Below are 20,410 nucleotides of genomic sequence, written 5' to 3'. Positions count from 1 at the left end.
TAGAAGCGTGGCTCATTGGATAGACGTGTGGAATAGCGATGACTGGCGTGAGGACACCGCCGCCTGGATCGATGCCGCCTGCGAGGCATATGGCATTCAGCGCGAGGGTGAGGTGGACTTTTGGCCTGCCACCTTGCAACAGATCGGCGCTTCGGTGCATACCGATGCGGCAGATCTGCTCTTTAGCGCGACCGCGCCGGGGATGAGCGCCGAACCGGCCATTACTGTTACCGCCGGTGAACTGGCCCCCGAACGCGTGGTGATGCCGCTGGCTATCGACCGAGGTGCCGGCTATATGCTCAGCGCAGACTACGGACACACCATGGACGCCTTGGAGGTGACCGTGGAAAACTGGGAATTTGCTCTGCGTTCCCTCGGCGCGTTGCAGGTTGCGCTGATGGGGCACGAACAAACCTTCTTTGATGTCGGGATGCCGGTTATTGATCCGCAGTACCTGCCGGAGCAGTTCGAGCAGGCGCTGATGTTACACGTCTCGTTGGATGCCGGGCATCCGCTCGCCCTCACCGGTTCACAAGCCGATGAACTATTCGATGGCACCGCCGAGCTACGTGAGGCCTGTGCCGTGCTCACTGATTCCCCGGTTCCGTTGAGTCTGGATCACGGCGCCTTCGGGCTTGATCAGGTTGTGGTTCCGGCACAGGTGGGCGAACCCGGCCGAATTCTGGGCCTGGGTGCCGCGCATTGGGCGCATCCGTTTTCCTCGCTGGCTCACCCGCTGTCTGTGATGACCGAGCACTGGAACTGCGATATCAACGATGAACGGATTATGCGGGTTCTCTTTGCCTATCTTGAGGAATTCGCCGCCTACGGTTCCCCTGATGAGCTCTACCCCCTGATCGCCCCGGCCTGCCTGGTTGCGCCGCTCGCCCAACACGAGACTTGGTTGCGCTTACTCGTTGACGCGGAAAGCTCCGAGATTGAGCATTTTGCCCCGCAGATCCTGCAAACCCTGAAGATTACCTAGTCAACACATAGTGCTGACCCGAGCTTGAATGCTTAATCGGTTGTGCTGTACCCGGTCAACACCCGCTGCAGTAGCGGCGCGTCATCGCTGATCAGCGCATCGACCCCGCGCTCTAGGAGCTTGTGCATATCCGGTTCGGAGTTGACCACCCACACGTGGACCTGCATTCCGGCCCGGCGTACCGCGCGAATAAAGCGGCGCGTGGTGACCGGTAAAACCCCTTGCCGTTGCGGAACTTGGACGGCCCAGAATTCGGCGGCGTACTTCGCCGGGATCCGCCCAACAAGGTGCGCCCACAACCAGATACGCGTCATCTCCTTGGTGCCCGGGCTCATCCGCACCCGCTGGCTCAGCAGATGCGCGGTGGCTCGGGTGCGCGCCGTGTCGAAGGAAGCCAGCGCGATCTGCTGATGGCTTTGTGTTTGTTCGATGACCTTTGCCAAGGGAGCAATGACCTGCTGGTCTTTCACATCAATGTTGAGTGTGACGTCAGGGAACCGTTCGATCAGTTCGCGTAGCGGCAGCAAGGGCTGCCCACCGGCGCGTAACTCGCCAATTTGGTCCTCGGTCAAGTCGTTAAAACGTCCTGCGACCTGAGTAATCCGGTCTACGGTCTCATCGTGAAAGGCGTACACCACATCGTCCGAGGTGCACCGCACATCGGTTTCAAAATGCCGCACACCCGTCTGGTAGGCCCGCTCGAAGGCAATCAGCGTGTTTTCTTCATCCCCTTGACGGTAGCCGCGGTGACTGAAGCCGTAGCTCATCTCAGCAGTTTCTCGATCACTTGAGCCACCCCGTCTTCCGCGAAGGGCGGAGCGATCAGCGAGGTTGCTTCGAGGGTTTCCCGGTGTCCCGAAGCCATGGCATATCCGTGACCCACAAATTGGAGCATTTCAATATCATTGGGCATATCCCCAAAGGCCATGATCTCCGCGGGTTTAATATTCAATCGGGCCGCGTAGTCCGCCAGGGTGTGTGCCTTATGAATGTCCATATGCGCCATTTCCAGCAGTGAGACCCCGGTGGCCGAGTGAGTGACCCACAGTAGCCGTGAAATTTCCGGGAAAACCGTGGAGAAGAACGATTCGACCTTCATCTGCGGCGAGCGCGCCAGAAACTTTACAATTCCCTCCGCGTCGAGTTCGGGACTGTGCAGGTCTAATTCGGCCAGTGAGCCTAGGGTGCGTCCAGTTTCGGCGAAACCGGATCCCAGATGGAGTCCCTTGGTGGTTTCCGCCGCGAACGTGGCTTTCGGTTCATGGCGCAAAATAATTTGCTGCGCTTGAACGGCGGTAGCCGCATCGATGGTTTGCGACCAGAGCACCTGATCACTTTCCAAGTCATAGAGCACCGCACCATTTGAACAGATCACGGTACCCAGCCCGCCGAAAGCATCGACGATCGGGGTCAACCAGCGGTATGGGCGCCCGGTGACGAAGACAATGTGGATCCCGGCCTCCCGGGCCGCGAGGAAAGCCTCCCGGGTGCGGGGCGAGATTTTTCCTGTGGTGGAAACGATGGTGCCATCAAGGTCAGAGGCGATCATCTTGATCATGACAATTCCTCACGCCACGGCGGGTTAGCCCCGGCTCGGGTCACGGTCACCGCGGCGGCCCGCGAGGCAAAGCGCAAGGCTTCTTCCAACTGCGCAACACTCAGCTGGTTCAGCGCCGCGCGACGTTCAGCCCCAATAAGGTCATGTTCGGCCAACCAGCACAGCAGTGCTGCGGTGAACGAATCCCCGGCCCCGACGGTGTCGGTGACTTCCACCAGAGTCGAGGTATGTTCCACGCTTCCGGCACGGGTCACCCCGAACGAGCCGTTGGAACCGGCGGTGGCGATCACGCACGCCGGGCCAAGATCGAGCCAAGCGCGAGCGCTATCTAGGACCGACCGCAAGGGGTAAAGCCAGCGCAGGTCGATTCCGGAGACACGTACCACGTCGGCAGCAGCCACAAAGTTTTCAACCTGTTCCACCGTCTGGGTGTGGTTCGACACCAGCGAAGGGCGCAGGTTCGGATCGTAGCTGATCGTGGCATGGCTGCGCGCTTTTCTCACCAGCGGTAGCAGTTCTTCGGAACTGAACAGGGTAGCGATGGATCCGGTGTGCAGTAGCTGGCTGCTCGGATCGAGTTCCGTGCCGAGGGTGGGCAGCTGCCAGTAGGCATTAAAGGCAAAAGTTGCCCCACCGGCCGGGTCCAAGGTGCCATGGGCGATGACTGTGGCCTGATCATCGGCGCCACCAACGAACTTCACCCGGTTTTCGGCCAGGTAGTCTTCGATGGTGCGGCCCTTCTCGTCATTACCCCAGCGTGAAACGAGAGTTCCTGGGTAGCCTAAACGGGCCAGCGAAACGGCCACGTTTAATGGGCTTCCCCCCACGAATTCTTGGGGTGGGGAAATTCCCGGGGCTAGGACATCGACCAGCGCCTCGCCGATCACCGTCGGGTTCATTATTTTCCTCCAAAGTGCCATGGAGCCAACTGCTCCACGCAAGCTTGCCACTGGGTGGTGGCCGGGTCGATCCACGTGTAGTGATCGCCCTCGAAATACTGGGTGTGGTGTTCCTGACCGCTGCTGAGCGCCGCCCGGGTAGCGGACTGGGCCATTACCGGTGGAACATCCTCATCATCCTTCCCATGGAAAATGACCACCCGAGCCTTAAACGGCCATTGGCCTACCGGGTTGACCTCGGATAGTGGGGTATCACCCAGCATGAGTTGCACTGCGTCATCGCTCAATCCGAGTTCTTGAGCTAATTCTAGATCCAGCAACCCGGCCTGGCTGATGACTTGACTCACCCGCGGTTCGGCGGCCGCCAGTAGGCAGCCGAGGTGTCCCCCGGCGCTGTGTCCAATGACCGTAATCGGCCCAGCCTGTGTCACGTGGGCCAGCGCTGCCCGGGCATCATGCAACATGTGCTTGGCGCTCCCGGCTCCGCGACGATATTCGAGGTTATAGGCGTGGATCCCTCGGGCGGCGAGATCCGCGGCCAAGAGTTCGCCTAAGCTCGCATCGTACTTCGTTCTCCAGTAGCCTCCGTGAATGATCAGCACGGCCCCGCTGCCCCGTGGGGTGGACGGAGTATGGGCGCTGAGGTACTGATCGGGGTGTTGCCCGTAACGGATTATCTGCCGGGGAATTGTGCTTTCCTCTTCTCCACGAAAGCCGCGCGTCCTTCCACCGAGTCTTCGGTATCGAAGGCTTTACGGAAACTAGCAACTTCCAGGTCGAGAGCGGCATGAACGTCGACTTCCAGCACCTGGTTCAGCACGTTTTTCACATTGCTCACCGCGGTAGGTGACACCTTGGCGATCTCCTCGATAGTGGCCACCGCGGTGTCGAGCAACTCACCGGAGGGAACTACCCTATTGGCCAATCCAATACGCAGCGCCTCAGCTGCTTTGATCCGGCGTCCGGTAAAGATTAGTTCGCGGGCCATAGCCAAGCCCACGCGTCGGGGCAGCCGTACCGATCCACCGAAACCGGGCACCAACCCAAGGTTAACTTCCGGCTGGCCAAAGCTGGCGTTCTCCGAAGCGTAAATGAAGTCACAGGCTAGCGCTAATTCGCAGCCACCACCTAGGGCGAATCCGTTGACGGCCGCGATGACCGGTAGTTGCAGGGCTTCGAGCTCCTCGGTGACTCGGTGCATGCGCCGCCCATAGGCTTCGGCCGCATCCGCGTCCATGGCGTTCATTTGAACGATATTGGCTCCGGCGACGAAAGACTTCTCGCCCGCCCCGGTAATCACGATGCCACGGTATTCATAGCCGATGGTTTTCAGATGTTCGACGAGCTTTTCAAGATCCGCCACCACCTCGAGGGCCAAGGCGTTCAGTGAGGCCGGCTGATCAATGGTCACAATCAGGGCAGATCCCTGCGAGGTCAGGCTCAAAGTGTCAAATTGCTGCATAATCCCACCTTCTCATGAGCTACGCTCCGCTCACTAGAGATCTTCGCCGCGGGCGTGATGTTTCTAGCGGCGTTTGCGGGGTTTAGCTTTACCTTGCGGCTTAGCTTTGCCCGATTTCCCGCTTCCCGTTTGAGTGGCGCGTTTGGTTTTGGCTGAGCCTTGCTGTTGTTTGGCACGGACAGAGCCCTGTCGTGAGCTGTTCGCGCTGCGCCCGCGAACCACGCCGATAAATTCGTCGATCATCTCGGACTTCTCGGTATCTTTGAGCCAGGCGACACCAATTTGGGTGGGCTCACCGTCGTGCACCTCGCGGTAAATCACGTCTTTGCGGGCGTGCAGTCGGGCCAAACTCATGGGCATCCGTGCCACGAAGCCGCCGCTGGAGACCACTTCCATGGCCATCGCGACCCCACCCACAGCCACTGGGTAATCGGCGAGATCAAGATGCTCAAACTCGGCAAGTTCAGCGGCCGAAACGCTCTGGTCAAGGTACTCGATATCGTGGTCTTTAGCCGCACAAACCACTTCTGTCTCCGCATAGAGCGGGATGACATGGCGGGTGTCATCACGCGGGTTCTCTCCGGTGGCAAAACGGACGAAGACCACATCAGCGTCGTCGCTGGCCAGCGCGGCGAGTGGATCCCCTTCATCCAGACGTTGAACACTCAGTTCGATCTGCGGGTAACGTTCGGTAAACCGGTCGATCCACTTGCCCGGAACCACCCCGGCGACATAGGTAACGCGTAGCTTGTGCACGTTAAAAGACTACTGCGTGGCCGCAGTGATTATGGCGGCCACGCAGTAGGTCAATCGCTTACTTGTCGGTCTTCACAACCAGCACGTCGCAAGGTGCCGAGTGGGCGACCGAGGAAGCCACCGAACCGAGCACCCGGCCCAGACCCTTCATACCCACGTTACCCACGACAATCATCGAGGCGTTGCGCGCATTGGCCTCGCCAATGAGAACTTCGGCTGGCTTACCGTGGCCAGCGGCGGCAATGATGTTGGCTTCTGGCTGGGCATCGCGGACATCGCGTGCCACACGTTCGGCCAGCTTACGCGCCTGCTCGGCATCGTCCAGGATCCAGGTGTCCGAACCGATGGACACAACCTCGGTGTTATCCGAAGCGTGTGCGGTGACGACAACCAGTTCAGCGCCAAGTTTGGTGGACAGCTCGGCGGCACGACGGGCGGCTTTCAGTGCGGTTTCGGAACCGTCAACACCAACGATGATGGTTTCAGACATGTGTGTTTCTCCTTAGAGGTTTGAGTTAGATCTTGTCTTTGTGTAGCACACTCTATGTGAGCTGTGCCACTAAATGCGTTTTACGCGGCTTTTTCGCGCAGGAAGTTTACAGCCCGACCCCACGCCACTTTGGCCACTTCCGGATGATAGTTACCGGCCGGGTTCTCGTCATTGTGGAATGCATGGTTTGCGTCGTAGTAGTAGAACTTCACTTCGGCGCCGGACTGTTCACGGATTTGCTGCTCCTGCGCCCGGGCGGTATCTACCGGATAGGATGCGTCATTGATGGCGTAGTGCCCTTGAATTGCCGCGGTGACCGAGCTGTAGTCTTCCGGAACACCTTGGCCGACCCCGTAGAAGGGGACAGCGGCTGAAATCTTTTCGCCTTGCTGCGCGGCAAGGTTGAGGACGAATCCGCCACCCATACAGAAACCAATGGCCCCCAGCTTCTGCGAGGTAACCTCCTCACGACCAAGCAGGTAGTCCACGGCTCCAGCCAGCAGGCGCGCGCCTTCGGCCTCGGGAAGCTCGCTCATCATCTTGCCGGCTTCTGCTCCGTCATGGGTAATCCAACCACCATAGAGATCCGGCGCCAGCGCCACGAACCCTTCGGCAGCCAAACGGTCGGCAACATCGCGGATATGGTCGGTCAGTCCCCACCATTCCTGGATGACAATTACTCCCGGACCACTGCCAGCCTGCGGGAGTGCGAGATAGCCATGAGACTGCTCGCCGAGGGAATCGAACGTGACATTCTGATGTGGAGTCTTAACTGCCATGACACAACCTTTACTTCGGTGAGCTCAAGTTCATCTTCAGTCTATGTAATCAGGCGGTGTTTTCGCATTGATTGCTGTCACAAATCGCTGGCTCATTTCAGTGATGTGCAAAACGTCCATGTACCGCGAAGTGAGGGTCACCGCAGGATTAACCGATCCGTGAAGTTTCCGCCGCGGCTTCCAGGGAGACCTCACCGATATTTTCAAGCGCCTTAGTCACCATTTCCCAGAAACGTTCATGGTCCAGCTCCACTGCCACCGAGGTGTTGCAGCCCTGCGGTGCCGGGGTTCGGAAGTCGGTTACTGTCATCCCCAGGGTGAGTTCGCCGCGCAGTTCGATATTCACCGGAGCCTTTACGGTGCGCACCACGCTCGGGTCAATTACGTAGGCGACCGCACAGGGGTCATGAACCGGCGGCGCTTCGAAACCTTGGGCGTCCCGGTAGGCGGCATGGAAGAATTCCATCAATTCGCCCACAAATTTAGCCGGTCCGGTACCGATGGCAGCGATACGATCCACAACCTCCGTGGTAGCCAGCGCCTGATGGGTTAGATCCAACCCGACCATCACCACCGGCCAAGACTCGTTGAAGACTATATGAGCCGCCTCGGGATCAATTTTGATATTGAATTCGGCCACGGCGCTCCAGTTGCCGGTATGGTATCCCCCACCCATCAGGACCACTTCACGCACTCGTTCAACGATCCGCGGCTCCTTCCGAGCGGCGAGCGCAATATTCGTGAGCGCTCCGGTAGGCACCAAGGTGACCTCACCCGGTTCATGGGCCATGATGGTTTCGATCAATAGATCAACGGCGTGGCGTTCATCGAGAGTAATCCGCGATTCCGGCTGTCGCGGCCCGTCCATTCCCGAATCGCCATGAATCTCTCCGGCGGTTTGCAGGTCTCGCACTAAGGGTCGGGTACAGCCTGCAGAAAAGGGAATCGCGGTCATTCCGGCAATGGTTCCCACGGCCAGCGCATTGGCGGTCACTTTTTCCAGCGTCTGATTACCCATAACGGTGGTTACCGCCAAGAGGTCAATCTGCGGATTGCCATAGGCCAAGAGCATCGCTACCGCGTCGTCATGTCCCGGATCGCAGTCCAAAATGATCTTTCGTGGGGCATTGTCCGTCATCACGTCGGTCATCGATACCTTCATTCTGGTGAGAATCACGTGATTCTGTCTGTCCGGCTAAGTACTTCAAAAATACTGCACCGTTAAGCGCTTAACTTCAAGCGCTTAACCCGCCTTTCTAGATCTCGACAAAAGACTTGGGCCTGTCCACGAATCGCCGTGGTGACTTAGCGCACTATGATGGAGTTCATGAACATATCGGGCCCTCACACCGCCGATGTGACCCCCTCGCGTCGCGTTACCGCGGCGATGGTGGCGCAACAGGCCGGAGTCTCCACGGCCACCGTCTCTTTAGTGGTCAATGGCAAGTCCTCCGGCCGGGTATCCGAACGCAATGTGTCTCGGGTGCGCGAAGCCATCGCCGAACTGGGCTATGTGGTCGACAGTATCGGTAGCTCGTTGGCCCGCGGGGTGAGTTCCACGGTCATCATGGTGGCCCCGGATATCTCCAACCCTTTCTTTGCCCGGCTGATTGCCGGGGTGCGCGAGGTCTTAGGCGCGGATTATCAGCTCTTATTGGCCGTCACTGACCCAGGTCAGGCTCCGAGTATCGAGGAAACCCGCAGACTCTTGAGCCTGCGCCCGGCCGGTTTACTGATCGATGCACCCAACCCCGAATTCATCGGCGAACTTCGTTCACCAGTTCCCGTTGTCGCGGTTGACGCGCCAGATGCGCCACCAGAGGTCCCGGCAGTTAATTTGAATGTTGCTCAGGGTGCCCGAGATATGGCCGCACACTTTGCCCAACGCGGCCACCGCAAGGTCGCCTACCTGGATGCCATCAACGACACCGCAACCATGCGTCAACGCCAAGAGGCTTTTGCTACAGCAGCCGCCGAGCACGGCATGGAAATCCCCGAGGGTGCCATCAGTTCTTGCACCATTGATCTGGGGCGGGCCGCAGAACACTTCGCGCGGGTCTGGCCCACATGGAAAGCTCAGGGCATTACCGCCGTCGGCTGTGCCACCGACACTCACGCTTATGGTGTCCTGCAAGAGGCCCGGGTGGCGGGGGTACGCATCCCCGAAGATTTAGCCGTCGCGGGCTTCGATGACCTACCCTACTCAGCTACGACCAATCCACCCCTGACTAGCGTGAACCTAGATGCAGATGAGCTGGGACGTTCCGCGGCTCGGCAATTACTGAAGCTGCTGCGCCAGGAACCGTTGGAGACCTCTCATGTAACCCTGGCCGGAAGACTTGTAGCGCGTGACTCTACCCTCGGGGTCAAATGATGGCGCGCAATCTAGGCCAAAGGGCTGTTTACTCAACATTCCCCATGCAATAATCATTGTTACCCATATCACTTTCACTACGGATCGTCGGGCACGTACCTGCCCGTGAAAGGAATGTCGTCATGGCATCTGTGACTTTTGAAAAGGCCACGCGTATTTACCCCGGGGCGCTCGTCCCATCGGTTGATGAAATCGACCTTGAAATTGCTGACGGAGAATTTCTCGTTTTAGTTGGCCCCTCAGGTTGCGGCAAATCCACGACCTTGCGCATGTTGGCCGGGCTGGAAGACGTTGATGGCGGAACTATCCGCATCGGAGATAAGGACGTCACCAACGTTCCTCCCAAGGATCGTGATATCGCGATGGTTTTCCAGAACTATGCGCTCTACCCACACATGACCGTGGCGGAGAACATGGGTTTCGCGTTGAAAATCGCTGGTGTCAGCAAGGAAGAGCGCGCCCAGCGCGTTCTAGAGGCCGCCAAACTGCTGGATCTGGAACAGTATTTGGACCGCAAGCCAAAAGCCTTGTCTGGCGGTCAGCGTCAACGGGTGGCCATGGGGCGAGCGATTGTGCGCTCACCACAGGTTTTTTTGATGGATGAACCGCTGTCGAATCTGGATGCGAAGCTACGCGTCCAGACCCGCACTCAGATCTCTTCATTGACTCGCCGCTTGGGCGTCACCACGGTTTACGTGACTCACGACCAAGTCGAGGCGCTGACCATGGGAGATCGGGTTGCGGTTCTGAAAGATGGCACTTTGCAACAGGTGGGCACCCCTCGAGAGCTCTACGATCGCCCACGGAATGTTTTCGTCGCCGGTTTTATCGGCTCTCCATCCATGAATTTGGTAGAACTGACCGCACATGACGAGCAGGTAGCCTTCGGCAACGCCAAGTATCCTGCTCCAGGAGCAAGCGGTGGGACCACATTAGGGATTCGCCCCGAGGATCTGCGGCCGGCTCCCGCTGGCGAAGGCGCAGAACTCCATGTTGATGTGGTGGAGGAACTGGGCGCCGACGCCTACGTGTACGGCACCATTCACCTCGAGGGCAAGGACCACCACATCGTCATGCGCGTAGATGGGCGCAAACCTCCCATGCGCGGGGAGAAGTTATACATTGCTCCCGAGCCAAGCCATATTCATCTTTTCACCACAGAAACTGGTTTACGTCTGAACTAGCGCTGATGAGTTTCACTGTGGGCTGGATGCGTACCGAGTCCGGCCCACAGGGAGGATTGCCGAAATGCTGTCCGCAACCAAAATGCACGGTGATCGTAGGCCAACGCATGGTCTGATTTAGCGCGGAACACGCTAACTGCTTGGTCATGGCAAACAAAACCGCACATAACCCTGAACAACAGAGGAATCGGCAAAATTTTCAGGTATTTCAAAATCCACTCACCGGGAAACTCTCGGCAAGCAGTTCGAAACCCGAATAGGTGAGACTTAAGAGACTAATGTCTCGGGAAATCGTTTTACCGATTTCCCGAGACATTACACTGTGCGCGAGGGGGGACTTGAACCCCCACGCCCTTGCGGGCACTGGCACCTGAAGCCAGCGCGTCTACCAATTCCGCCACTCGCGCATAATCACTTCTGTCGAAGCAACGAGAATAATCTTATACATAAGACTTTCCAATCACCTAATCAATTTGGCAGTTTGTGTCTACCGACACACTCGAAATATTCTGGCAACTCGTTCACTTAGACCATCACCGGTTTGCGCGCAGCATACTTTCTGCAATTCCACAGCTGAAAACAGTAAGATCGACAATGAAGTTCCCTGTCGCACACGCGAGAGGAACAGAAAGTAAGTCTGCGATAAGCATGAATCCGAGGAAAGGAGCGCACGAAATGAGCTTTCTCGACAACGTCGAACGTGGTCTAGAGAAGGTCGTCACTAGCTTCTTTCGTGGCAACAGCACCGCAGAAATTAAACCTGTGGAACTAACCACGGCTCTGCGCAACGAAATGGATCGCGGCATCATGGCGATTAGCGAAGGCCGTAGCCTCGTTCCAAACGATTTCTTGGTCCATCTAAGCCCCGACGACTATCAGACCGCCAAGTCCTGGGGGTCGACGGTAGTGGGTGAAATGGCCAAAGCAACCGCCGACCACGCCATGCGTCAGGGCTATTCGGTACAAGACGACATTCGAATTCACTTCGTCGCCAACGAGGAGCATCGACGCGGAGAGTTTGAGATCTCCTCCTCGGTCAAGCACGGCTCCACCGATGCAGCAGCCTCCGCCGCGGTTCAGCCCCCACCGAGGACTCTGCGGCCCGCGGCGCCTGCGGCGAAGACCACCGTTCATCCACGTTCCACTGCCACCCCAGCTCCGCCACCGTCGCCGTCACCGGTGAAACAGGCCGTGCTAGAGATCGACGGTGAACGTTATGCCTTACATCACCCGTCGATTGTCTTGGGCCGATCGAATTCGGCGGATATTCCGATATCCGACCCGGGGGTGTCGCGGCAGCACTTTAAAGTCGAAGAACGCGGAGATGGTCACGTGGTGGTCGATCTCGGATCCACCAATGGGACCTATGTTGATGGCCGGAAAATCAGCGGTGAAGTCCGGGTCAACGACGGATCGATCATCTCGCTGGGGAAAACCAAAGTTGTCTTCCGTCTGATCGCCAAAAAGTCTGGAGGGCATGCATGAACGACTTGGTGCTGACACTTTTCCGTCTCGGATTCCTCGTTCTCCTCTGGCTCCTAGTGCTCAGCGTCGTGGGAGCTATGCGCCGCGACCTGGTGATTGGTGCTCGTGCCCGCACCGGCGAGCCTAGCGCCCGCGCCAAGCGGAAGAACCCCCAACTAGCCGAACCCGAACCCTCGATTCGTAAAGCCGCCACGATTCTGCAGATCCTCGAAGGGCCGTTGGCTGGCCGTGAGATTAAGTTATCGGGCACACCGATCCTTTTCGGCCGTGCGCAGGATGCCACCGTTGTGCTGGATGATGACTACGCCTCCGGACGCCACGCACGACTCTTCCCGCAGGGTTCACGCTGGTTTATCGAAGATTTAGGCTCCACCAATGGAACTTTCGTTGGCGAGAACCAGCTTTCACGCCCCCAACAGGTGGACATTGGTCAACGCATCCGTATCGGTAAGACGGTCTTGGAGTTGAAGGCCTAGCCTATGGCGTTAAAGCTCAAATTTGCTGCCCTGTCTGACGTGGGCCGTGTCCGTTCCAAGAATGATGACTCGGCCTATGCTGGAGAGTACCTCGCGGTCCTCGCCGATGGGATGGGTGGCCACGTCGGCGGTGATGTCGCTTCGGCATCTACCGTGTTGGATCTAATCCATTTGGATCGACGACACACCCCCGACCCGCAAAACGCCCTGCCCGATGAGATTCAGGCGGCAAATTTGGTGCTCAATGAGCTCGTCGCGGCGAACCCTAAACTCTCCGGGATGGGAACCACCGTCACCGCAGTACTGCTTTCCGACGAGGTTTTGCACCTCGCTCATATTGGCGATTCACGGGCCTACCGGCTCAAGGATGGGGTTTTCGAACAAATCAGCCGGGATCACACCTTCGTGCAACGTTTGGTGGATGAAGGCCGGATTAGCCCAGCTGAAGCTCAGCTACACCCGCACAAGAACGTACTCTTGCGTGTTCTAGGCGATTCCGATGCGTCCCCTGAACTGGATGTTCAGCAGTTACCGGTAAGCAGTGGAGAACGCTGGTTGCTGTGCTCGGATGGTCTGACCGATGTGGTTGCCGATGAAATTATCGAGCAAACCCTGCGCACCACCGAAGACATGAATGAAGCGGTGGCTGACTTGGTGGCCACGACCTTGCACAACGGTGCACCTGATAACGTCACCATCGTTATCTTTGAAGTGATTTCTGCCGTCGATGAGCCGCACGTCGCTCCTGCTCCCGATGATCCTGAGCCGGACACCGGGCAACTGACCATCGCCGCCGAAGGCGACATCAAAGCCAGCGCCTCGCTGCTGCGTCACGAAATCTCTCAACGCCCACATCTATTAGTGGGCGCAGCCGACTTGGCCACACAGACCGGCCAGATCCCGGTAGTCACCCAAAGTACCGGCGAACGCCGCGCAGCTGCCTTACTGACTCACCGGTCTCCTGAGGCCAGTGACGCACTGGACCCACTGGACAGTGTCACCTCACGCGGCCGATGGTTCCTCCCCGTGTTATTGACGCTGATGAGCGTGCTCGTGGTTATCGTTGGCGCATGGGGTTATTTGTGGACACAAACTCAGTACTTCGTCGCACCACTGGACGATAAGGTGGCAATTTATCGAGGCGTGCCGCAAGAATTGGGTCCACTCTCACTTTCCGAAGTGGAGTCGGTCAGCAACATCCCGCTCGAGGCACTGCCAGCGTATTCACGGCAACGTGTGGAAGGTGCCCTTCACGCGCAAGATTTGAATCATGCTCAATCGATGGTGCATGAACTACTAATTACCGCCAAACAGAACTGTCCGGTTCAAGCACCCGGTGGAGATGAAACGCAAGGCGACCAAGAAGTCGTTCCGGATTACTGTGAGGAGATCATGCAATGAGTGAATTGCAAACTGCGCCGGTGCCCCGGCGTAATTTCGAACTCCTATTACTGCTTCTTGCGCTCAGTATTGGTTTTGCTGCCTTCTACCTTGTCGGCTCAGCATCTGAAGAAGCAAATTCCCGCGATTTCCTTCTGGAGATGGGGATCCTTAGCGGATTGACCTTATTTGTTCACATTCTGCTACGGATTTTCGCCAAATATGCTGATCCGGTAATACTTCCCATTACTATTGCGCTGAACTCACTAGGTTTAGCGATGATCCACCGAATTGATCTGTCGCGTTCAACCAACCAGTCCTTTCGTCAATTGATTTGGACGGGCATTGCAATTCTGATCGCTGCCGTGGTGCTGTGGGCTTTGCGGGATCACCGGAATCTGCGCCGCTTCACATACATATCGCTTGTGGCATCTATCGTGTTGTTGTTACTTCCGATGATTCCCGGGTTAGGTGTCACCATCAACGGTGCCCGAATCTGGATTCGGGTCGACGACTTCTCACTACAACCAGGCGAATTAGCAAAAATCACCCTGTCGATCTTCTTTGCAGGCTATTTATCGTCAAATCGCGATTTGATCCTGATGGCCGGCCGTAAGTTTGGACCCATGCAATTACCTCGGATGCGAGACATGGCCCCTATGGTGATCGCCTGGCTACTGTCCATTGGTGTCTTGGTCGTCCAGCGGGATCTGGGTTCCTCAATCCTGTTCTTCGGATTGTTTATCGTGATGATCTATGTTGCTACCGCCCGCATCTCTTGGGTGCTGATCGGGCTACTCATGGTGGTAGCCGGCGGTCTGTTCGCCGCTACGACGATGGGTCACGTCACCCGACGCTTGAACACCTGGCTCAACGCCTTCGACCCCGAGGTTTACCACGCCACCGGTGGTAGCTTGCAGATCGTTGAGGGACTCTTCGGCATGGCTGACGGTGGTCTGGTTGGCACCGGGTTGGGCAACGGATCCCCATACCGGGTTCCACTGGCCAACTCCGATATGATCATTGCTTCCTTTGGCGAGGAGCTGGGATTGATCGGAGTCTCAGCGATTCTGATCCTGTTCCTATTGCTGATCACCCGAGGAATTCGTGCCGCGCTGGGTTCACGCGATACCTTCGGCAAGCTCTTGGCTACCGGTTTGTCATTCACTTTAGCGCTTCAGGTTCTGGTAATTGTCGGCGGAGTGACCCGCTTGATCCCATTGACCGGACTAGCCACCCCCTTTATGGCAGCCGGTGGTTCTTCGCTGCTAGCAAACTGGATTATTGTGGCATTGCTATTGATGATTTCGCATAACTCTCGACGCCCCATGTCTGGCACGGTGGGTCCCACCGATGAGCTTGCAACCCCCGGATCTGCATCATCGAAGGCGGTGAATCCTAAGTGAATCAGGCTATTCGACGCGTATGGATCGCCCTCGTTATCCTCTTTGTCGTTTGTTTCGGCGCACTGAGCTACATCCAGTTCTTTGCCGCTGACCAGCTTTCGGGGAACTCGCTGAATAAGCGACAGCTGTACCGTGAATTCGATCTACCCCGCGGAGCAATTTTGGTGGATGGCAAACCCATTGCCGAATCCGTGCCCACCGAAGACGGCCAGTTCACCTATCAGCGGGTTTATCATGAGCCGGAAGTCTACGCTCATCTAACCGGCTTCTATTCACTGGCCAACATGTCAACCCATCTGGAAAGTGAACTGAATAGTTGGCTTACCGGGAATAGCTCAGACCTGTTCCTCGACCGGCTCACGGCCATGTTCACCGGAAACACTTCCGAGGGGGCAGCGGTTGAACTAACCATTGATGACCGGTTGCAGCAGGCCGCGTTTGAGATGCTGCCCGATGACTTACGTGGTCATATCGTGGTGACGGAGGTCAAGACCGGCAATATTCTGGTCATGGCATCCAAGCCAAGTTTCGACCCGAATGACCTGTCCGTGCATTCGACCAAGCTCGCCACAGAGAATCTCAAGGCATTGACTTCAGTCAAGGGCCTAAGTCCATACGTCAACCCGGCCATTGGTAATCGTTTCACCCCCGGATCGAGTTTTAAGATTCTCGATCTCGTTGCAGGCCTCGAATCCGGTGAATACGATCTGGATACCCCGCTCGTGAACCCCGATAGCGTGAATGTCGGCGGGGCGAATATTTCAAACTTCATCGAGGGACGTTGCTCGAGCCGCACGGAGGCGGACCTGCGCTGGATTACCGCTAATAGTTGCAATACTCCGTTCGCTTTAATGAGCGAGAAGCTGGGTAACGCTCCGTTCGAAGACGTGGTGGAGCGTTTTGGCTACAACCAACAGCTCAGCATCCCTTTGCCAGTCGTGAACAGCCATTTCCCATTGAATATGTCTTCGGCGGAACTGGCCCAGTCAGCGATCGGTGGCTTTGAAAACCAGGCCACACCGCTACAAATGAACATGGTGGCCATGGGTATCGCTAATGACGGGGTGATTATGCAGCCCAACCTGATCAAGAAGGTGATCGCCCCGGATCTGCGAGTGATCGAGGAGCCAGCGCCCAAGGAATTCTCCACGGCTACCACTAAGGAAATTGCTGATCAGGTTGCAGAATTGATGAAGGGTCCGGTTGAGAGCGGCACCGCGGTGCGGGCACAAGTTCCGGGCGTGGATCTACGAGCCAAGACCGGTACGGCAAACCTGCCAAGTGAGGAAGGCGAAGGCCGTATCGTGAACTCGTGGATTACAGGGTTCGCCCCCGGGGATGATCCGGAAGTGGCCATTACGGTGGCCTTAGAAAGAATTGATTACAACACCCATTCCCGGGTGGCAGTAGACCTAATGAAGCAAATGACAGAGGCGGTGTTCAACCAGTGAGACCAGTATCCGGGATGACTCTGGGGGGTCGCTACAAGCTGACCGACCGCATCGCGATCGGTGGCATGGGCGAGGTTTGGAAAGCTCGTGACCAGGTGCTGGGGCGCCTAGTTGCCATTAAGATCCTCAAAGAGGAATACACCGGTAATGAGGGGTTCTTGACGCGCTTCCGTGTTGAGGCCCGCCATACCGCGCTGCTGAATCACGCGGGAATTGCTGGCGTCTTTGACTACGGCGAGGAAGAAGGCTCCGCCTATCTGGTCATGGAGCTGGTTCCCGGCCCTCCGTTGTCAACGATTATCGAGCGCGACCGCAAACTCGATGTCGACCGTACCCTGTCGCTGATCGCACAAACCGCCCGCGCGTTGGCGGCAGCCCACGAACACGGTCTAGTGCACCGTGATGTGAAACCGGGAAACATTCTGGTCACCCCCTCGGGGAAAGTGAAGATTACCGACTTCGGTATCGCGCGCTTAGCCGATCAAGTTCCGCTGACCGCGACCGGTCAAGTGATGGGCACCGCACAATATTTAGCCCCCGAACAAGCCACCGGGCAGACCGCCACCGGCAGCTCAGATATTTATGCGCTGGGCGTTATCGGTTACGAGCTGCTAGCTGGGCGTCGTCCATTTACCGGCGAATCACAAATCGCCATCGCCTTGGCGCAAGTCAACGATGCTCCCCCGCCATTGCCTGAAACAATTCCGGCTCCGGTGCGTCAGCTGATTATGTCGATGTTGGCTAAAGATCCCGCCGAACGCCCGAAGAACGCCAACGCCTTGGCGGAGGCAGCCGAGGCGCTGCGGGTGGAAGATACCCGTACCGCTGTGATCGCTGTACCCGGTATGCTACTGACCGGAATCGATGACACCGCCACCCAAGCATTAGACCAGAATGATGCTGCCACGCAGGCCTACACCCAGGCTGCCAGCAGCACCCAACAGCCTGCCCCGGCCACCAGTGCCCTGCCAGTGGCGGCATCTGCCGACGACTCTTTTGGCGCCTCAGCCGCGTACTCCCAGTTCGATAGCGACTCGGTAGCCGACTCCGAGGATCAACATGACCAGGAGAAGAAGAGCAGCTCATGGGTCATTCCGTTAGTGGTGTTGATCGTTCTTGGTGCGCTGATCGCCCTGGGTGCTTGGCTGTTGCCGTTGTTGACCGCAGGTGACGAGACCGAAGAGTCGGTTTCACCATCGCCAACGGTGTCACAGACCGAATCTACCGAGCCCTCGGAAGAAACCACTGAGCCAACCGAAGAAACCAGCGAACCGGCCGAAGAAACCAGCCCCCAAACGGTGCAAGTTCCGAATATGATCGGCTCGAGCATTGACGCAGTGACCGCTGAGCTGGAAAGTCTGGGCCTCGAGGTCGACGCCCGTCCCATTGAATCCAGCACCAGCGAACCGGGTGAGGTGCTCTCCATCCGCCCTATGGGTCAGGTTCCAGCAGGATCCACCGTTGTGGTCGAATATGCGATGGCTCCGACCACCGTCGAAGTTCCAGATCTCGTGGGCGAGCAGCTACAGCGTGCTCAAAGCCTCATCGCGAACGCTGGCTTGGAGGTGGGATCCATCACCGAACAACCTGACTCCCTCGCAGCCGGGACCGTGTTGGAGCAGAATCCAACGGGAGGGAACGTTGCCCCCGGAACCCCCGTTGACCTAGTTGTCTCTTCCGGGCCGGAGCCGGAGCCAAGCCCGAGCATTTCGGGTACACCGACCGGATCTCCAGAGGTTGACACCGAGACGGAGTCGGACGAAGACCAATGAGTGAGCACTCAGCGCTTCCACCCGGAATCCCTGCACTGATTAACGGGCGATACGAGGTCCAATCATTGATCGGTCGCGGTGGGATGGCCGATGTGTATTTGGGAATGGATCGTGTGCTCTCCCGGACGGTGGCAATCAAACTCCTTCGCCCGGACACTGCCCGCGATTCAATGGTGGTTTCCCGCTTCGAACGCGAAGCCCGGGCCGTGGCCGGATTGAGCCACCCGAATATTGTCGCCGTCTATGACACCGGGGTTATCGCCGCGAACGCCGAGCTGGCCGAAGATCTACCCTATATCGTCATGGAATACGTAACCGGACGGACCCTGCGTCAGCTATTAAAGGACGAAGACCTTCAGCCCCAATTCGCAGTGGACGTGATGAACGGGGTCTGCCAAGCGTTAGAACATTCGCATTCCAAGAATGTAGTACACCGCGATATCAAACCAGCCAACGTCATGGTGACTGATGATGGTCACGTCAAACTCATGGATTTTGGTATCGCTCGAGCCGTCAATGACTCCTCGGCCACCATGACACAGACCGCTGCCGTGGTTGGCACCGCCCAATATTTGTCACCGGAGCAAGCCCGCGGTGAGATCGTGGATCACCGCACCGATATTTACTCGGCCGGCTGTTTACTCTACGAATTGCTGGTTCACAAGCCCCCGTTTACCGGGGACTCCCCCGTATCGGTGGCCTATCAGCATGTGGGTGAAGACCCCGTCCCACCCAGCGAAGCCAACCCGGACGTTCCACAAATCTACGATGCGGTGGTTCTCAAGGCGCTGTCCAAGGAACGCGACGCACGCTTCGGGTCCGCTGGCGATCTGGCCCGCGCCTTAGATGACGCCTCCCAGGGTATTGCCTTCCAGGAAGCAACAGCTCAGACAGATAACTATCCCACCGTGGCGCTTTACCAAAGCGAACCGACCGCGAGCTATCAGGCAACTACCGAATACGAGCCGGTTCACCCCACCACCGGCGAGCATGCCGTCTTTGCGACCCGGCAAGAGCTGCAAGAAAGTAACGCCAAACCCAAGTCGAACCGTGGGATGCTGTGGTTGATTTCGATTATTGCGGTCATCGCCGTAGGTTTCGCAGCTTTTATGGTGTTCCGCATGATGCAAATCGAACAGGAACGGAATGCACCGGTAACCATCCCCACAGTGATGGAACTCAGTGAAGCAGAAGCCCACGCACAGCTCACCGCGTTGAATTTCACGGTACAGGTGGAGCGCGAATTCAGCGACGAGATCGATGAAGGTCGAGTGACCCGCACCGACCCCGCTGCCGGTGTTTCGGTTCCACCCGAATCTTTAATTCGGCTCTATATTTCTCAGGGATCCGAGCAACGAGTCATTCCAGAGACGTTGTCTGATCAAACAGAGGTTGCGGCCCGCGAGGCGTTGCGCGCAGCGGGCCTCGACGTCGGAGAGGTCACTCGGGAAAATCACCCGAGCATCCCGACCGACTGGGTGGTGCGGACCAGTCCCGAGATGGGATCGAAAGTCAAAGCCGGAACCAAGGTTGATCTAGTACTTTCCACTGGTAAAGTCACCGTCCCGTCGGTACTAAATCTGACCTTGGAAGAGGCGACAACCAAGCTGGAAGGCGAGGAACTACGTCTGAAGGTTCAATTCCGTATGCAAGCTACGGAAGGAGCGGTCCCGGGGACCGTCATCGAACAGAATCCGGATCGAGACACCGATGTCGCACAGGGCAGTTTCATCGAATTGGTGATTGCCGATGAACCTGCAGAACCTTCACCTGCCCCGACCCAAGAATCAAGTGACAATCCCGAAGAATCATCAACACCCCCATCCGAGACGGATGAGGGCGAAGGAAGGGAAGACTAAGGCCTGCGTTTAAAGCAGTTATAGCTCACACAGGCCAGAACGCTCCGCTGGTCAGGTAGGTGGCCACGTTCAGAACCAAAACTACTGTGACGCC

At 57.5% G+C, this 20,410-nt stretch carries 19 protein-coding genes and 1 tRNA gene; 10 read left to right on the top strand and 10 right to left on the bottom strand.

Going from position 1 to position 20,410, the window contains the following annotated elements; all coding sequences use genetic code 11:
- Positions 1-7: 7 nt before the first annotated feature.
- Positions 8-985: a hypothetical protein gene (locus ACQQZ8_RS00210; protein WP_431710760.1), complete on the top strand. Its 978-nt coding sequence runs from the start codon at positions 8-10 to the stop codon at positions 983-985.
- Positions 986-1,017: 32 nt separating this feature from the next.
- On the opposite strand, the gene ACQQZ8_RS00205 is transcribed toward ACQQZ8_RS00210, so the two are convergent.
- From ACQQZ8_RS00205 to ACQQZ8_RS00165, 9 genes are all read right to left on the bottom strand, one after another.
- Positions 1,018-1,752, bottom strand: a complete 735-nt coding sequence (locus ACQQZ8_RS00205; protein ID WP_431710759.1) for a glycerophosphodiester phosphodiesterase family protein — start codon at positions 1,750-1,752, stop codon at positions 1,018-1,020.
- Entirely contained in the window at positions 1,749-2,543 is a 795-nt protein-coding gene (locus ACQQZ8_RS00200; protein ID WP_431710758.1) for an HAD family hydrolase, read from the bottom strand. Before ACQQZ8_RS00200 ends, ACQQZ8_RS00205 begins: the two co-directional genes overlap by 4 nt.
- Positions 2,540-3,442, bottom strand: a complete 903-nt coding sequence (locus tag ACQQZ8_RS00195; RefSeq protein WP_431710757.1) for a carbohydrate kinase family protein — start codon at positions 3,440-3,442, stop codon at positions 2,540-2,542. Before ACQQZ8_RS00195 ends, ACQQZ8_RS00200 begins: the two co-directional genes overlap by 4 nt.
- The gene (locus ACQQZ8_RS00190) at positions 3,442-4,044 is read right to left on the bottom strand and encodes an alpha/beta hydrolase (protein ID WP_431710756.1); all 603 of its coding nucleotides are present in this window, start codon (positions 4,042-4,044) and stop codon (positions 3,442-3,444) included. The genes ACQQZ8_RS00195 and ACQQZ8_RS00190 overlap by 1 nt, the downstream gene beginning before the upstream one ends.
- Positions 4,045-4,115: 71 nt before the next feature.
- Positions 4,116-4,904 (bottom strand): enoyl-CoA hydratase/isomerase family protein, encoded by a 789-nt coding sequence (locus tag ACQQZ8_RS00185; RefSeq protein WP_431710755.1) that lies wholly within the window; start codon positions 4,902-4,904, stop codon positions 4,116-4,118.
- A 63-nt stretch (positions 4,905-4,967) separates the two neighbouring features.
- Positions 4,968-5,660, bottom strand: coding sequence for a substrate-binding domain-containing protein (locus tag ACQQZ8_RS00180; RefSeq protein ID WP_431710754.1), 693 nt, complete (start codon positions 5,658-5,660; stop codon positions 4,968-4,970).
- Between the two features lie 58 nt (positions 5,661-5,718).
- On the bottom strand, positions 5,719-6,150 hold the full coding sequence (locus ACQQZ8_RS00175) for a universal stress protein (RefSeq protein ID WP_431710753.1): 432 nt from the start codon (positions 6,148-6,150) through the stop codon (positions 5,719-5,721).
- A gap of 80 nt (positions 6,151-6,230) precedes the next feature.
- Positions 6,231-6,929: a dienelactone hydrolase family protein gene (locus ACQQZ8_RS00170; protein WP_431710752.1), complete on the bottom strand. Its 699-nt coding sequence runs from the start codon at positions 6,927-6,929 to the stop codon at positions 6,231-6,233.
- 148 nt (positions 6,930-7,077) lie between these two features.
- Positions 7,078-8,091 carry a nucleoside hydrolase gene (locus ACQQZ8_RS00165; protein ID WP_431710751.1) on the bottom strand — a complete coding sequence of 338 codons (1,014 nt, stop codon included), beginning with the start codon at positions 8,089-8,091 and terminating at the stop codon, positions 7,078-7,080.
- Between the two features lie 165 nt (positions 8,092-8,256).
- Here ACQQZ8_RS00165 and ACQQZ8_RS00160 point away from each other — a divergent pair, with 165 nt between their 5' ends.
- On the top strand, positions 8,257-9,303 hold the full coding sequence (locus ACQQZ8_RS00160) for a LacI family DNA-binding transcriptional regulator (RefSeq protein ID WP_431710750.1): 1,047 nt from the start codon (positions 8,257-8,259) through the stop codon (positions 9,301-9,303).
- Between the two features lie 122 nt (positions 9,304-9,425).
- Positions 9,426-10,487, top strand: a complete 1,062-nt coding sequence (locus ACQQZ8_RS00155) for an ABC transporter ATP-binding protein (RefSeq protein WP_431710749.1) — start codon at positions 9,426-9,428, stop codon at positions 10,485-10,487.
- Positions 10,488-10,810: 323 nt separating this feature from the next.
- On the opposite strand, the gene ACQQZ8_RS00150 is transcribed toward ACQQZ8_RS00155, so the two are convergent.
- Positions 10,811-10,894 (bottom strand) — tRNA-Leu (locus tag ACQQZ8_RS00150).
- A gap of 268 nt (positions 10,895-11,162) precedes the next feature.
- Here ACQQZ8_RS00150 and ACQQZ8_RS00145 point away from each other — a divergent pair.
- Genes ACQQZ8_RS00145 through pknB form a run of 7 tightly spaced genes read left to right on the top strand, consistent with a single transcriptional unit; the run spans position 11,163 to position 20,316 of the window.
- Positions 11,163-11,972, top strand: coding sequence for an FhaA domain-containing protein (locus ACQQZ8_RS00145; RefSeq protein WP_431710748.1), 810 nt, complete (start codon positions 11,163-11,165; stop codon positions 11,970-11,972).
- Complete coding sequence (locus ACQQZ8_RS00140) at positions 11,969-12,448, top strand: FHA domain-containing protein FhaB/FipA (protein WP_431710747.1); 480 nt, start codon at positions 11,969-11,971, stop codon at positions 12,446-12,448. The genes ACQQZ8_RS00145 and ACQQZ8_RS00140 overlap by 4 nt, the downstream gene beginning before the upstream one ends.
- A 3-nt stretch (positions 12,449-12,451) precedes the next feature.
- Positions 12,452-13,849, top strand: coding sequence for a PP2C family protein-serine/threonine phosphatase (locus tag ACQQZ8_RS00135; RefSeq protein WP_431710746.1), 1,398 nt, complete (start codon positions 12,452-12,454; stop codon positions 13,847-13,849).
- A complete protein-coding gene (locus ACQQZ8_RS00130) occupies positions 13,846-15,234 on the top strand; it encodes an FtsW/RodA/SpoVE family cell cycle protein (RefSeq protein WP_431710745.1) in 1,389 nt (462 codons plus the stop codon). Before ACQQZ8_RS00135 ends, ACQQZ8_RS00130 begins: the two co-directional genes overlap by 4 nt.
- Entirely contained in the window at positions 15,231-16,685 is a 1,455-nt protein-coding gene (locus tag ACQQZ8_RS00125) for a penicillin-binding transpeptidase domain-containing protein (protein WP_431710744.1), read from the top strand. Before ACQQZ8_RS00130 ends, ACQQZ8_RS00125 begins: the two co-directional genes overlap by 4 nt.
- Positions 16,682-18,457, top strand: coding sequence for a protein kinase domain-containing protein (locus ACQQZ8_RS00120; protein ID WP_431710743.1), 1,776 nt, complete (start codon positions 16,682-16,684; stop codon positions 18,455-18,457). Before ACQQZ8_RS00125 ends, ACQQZ8_RS00120 begins: the two co-directional genes overlap by 4 nt.
- A complete protein-coding gene (gene pknB, locus ACQQZ8_RS00115) occupies positions 18,454-20,316 on the top strand; it encodes a Stk1 family PASTA domain-containing Ser/Thr kinase (protein ID WP_431710742.1) in 1,863 nt (620 codons plus the stop codon). Before ACQQZ8_RS00120 ends, pknB begins: the two co-directional genes overlap by 4 nt.
- The last annotated feature ends 94 nt before the right edge of the window (positions 20,317-20,410 follow it).

It is taken from the genome of Glutamicibacter uratoxydans, assembly GCF_050753455.1.
GTDB classification, from domain to species: domain Bacteria; phylum Actinomycetota; class Actinomycetes; order Actinomycetales; family Micrococcaceae; genus Glutamicibacter; species Glutamicibacter uratoxydans_A.
This window is presented reverse-complemented; position numbering and strand designations above follow the sequence as displayed.

Excerpts from the sequence above, each read along its gene's own strand:
- ACQQZ8_RS00205 (WP_431710759.1), bottom strand. The coding sequence starts at position 1,752 with ATGAGCTACGGCTTCAGTCACCGCGGCTACCGTCAAGGGGATGAAGAA.
- ACQQZ8_RS00200 (WP_431710758.1), bottom strand. The coding sequence starts at position 2,543 with ATGATCAAGATGATCGCCTCTGACCTTGATGGCACCATCGTTTCCACC.
- ACQQZ8_RS00195 (WP_431710757.1), bottom strand. The coding sequence starts at position 3,442 with ATGAACCCGACGGTGATCGGCGAGGCGCTGGTCGATGTCCTAGCCCCG.
- ACQQZ8_RS00185 (WP_431710755.1), bottom strand. The coding sequence starts at position 4,904 with ATGCAGCAATTTGACACTTTGAGCCTGACCTCGCAGGGATCTGCCCTG.
- ACQQZ8_RS00175 (WP_431710753.1), bottom strand. The coding sequence starts at position 6,150 with ATGTCTGAAACCATCATCGTTGGTGTTGACGGTTCCGAAACCGCACTG.
- ACQQZ8_RS00170 (WP_431710752.1), bottom strand. The coding sequence starts at position 6,929 with ATGGCAGTTAAGACTCCACATCAGAATGTCACGTTCGATTCCCTCGGC.
- ACQQZ8_RS00165 (WP_431710751.1), bottom strand. The coding sequence starts at position 8,091 with ATGAAGGTATCGATGACCGACGTGATGACGGACAATGCCCCACGAAAG.
- ACQQZ8_RS00160 (WP_431710750.1), top strand. The coding sequence starts at position 8,257 with ATGAACATATCGGGCCCTCACACCGCCGATGTGACCCCCTCGCGTCGC.
- ACQQZ8_RS00155 (WP_431710749.1), top strand. The coding sequence starts at position 9,426 with ATGGCATCTGTGACTTTTGAAAAGGCCACGCGTATTTACCCCGGGGCG.
- ACQQZ8_RS00145 (WP_431710748.1), top strand. The coding sequence starts at position 11,163 with ATGAGCTTTCTCGACAACGTCGAACGTGGTCTAGAGAAGGTCGTCACT.
- ACQQZ8_RS00140 (WP_431710747.1), top strand. The coding sequence starts at position 11,969 with ATGAACGACTTGGTGCTGACACTTTTCCGTCTCGGATTCCTCGTTCTC.
- ACQQZ8_RS00135 (WP_431710746.1), top strand. The coding sequence starts at position 12,452 with ATGGCGTTAAAGCTCAAATTTGCTGCCCTGTCTGACGTGGGCCGTGTC.
- ACQQZ8_RS00130 (WP_431710745.1), top strand. The coding sequence starts at position 13,846 with ATGAGTGAATTGCAAACTGCGCCGGTGCCCCGGCGTAATTTCGAACTC.
- pknB (WP_431710742.1), top strand. The coding sequence starts at position 18,454 with ATGAGTGAGCACTCAGCGCTTCCACCCGGAATCCCTGCACTGATTAAC.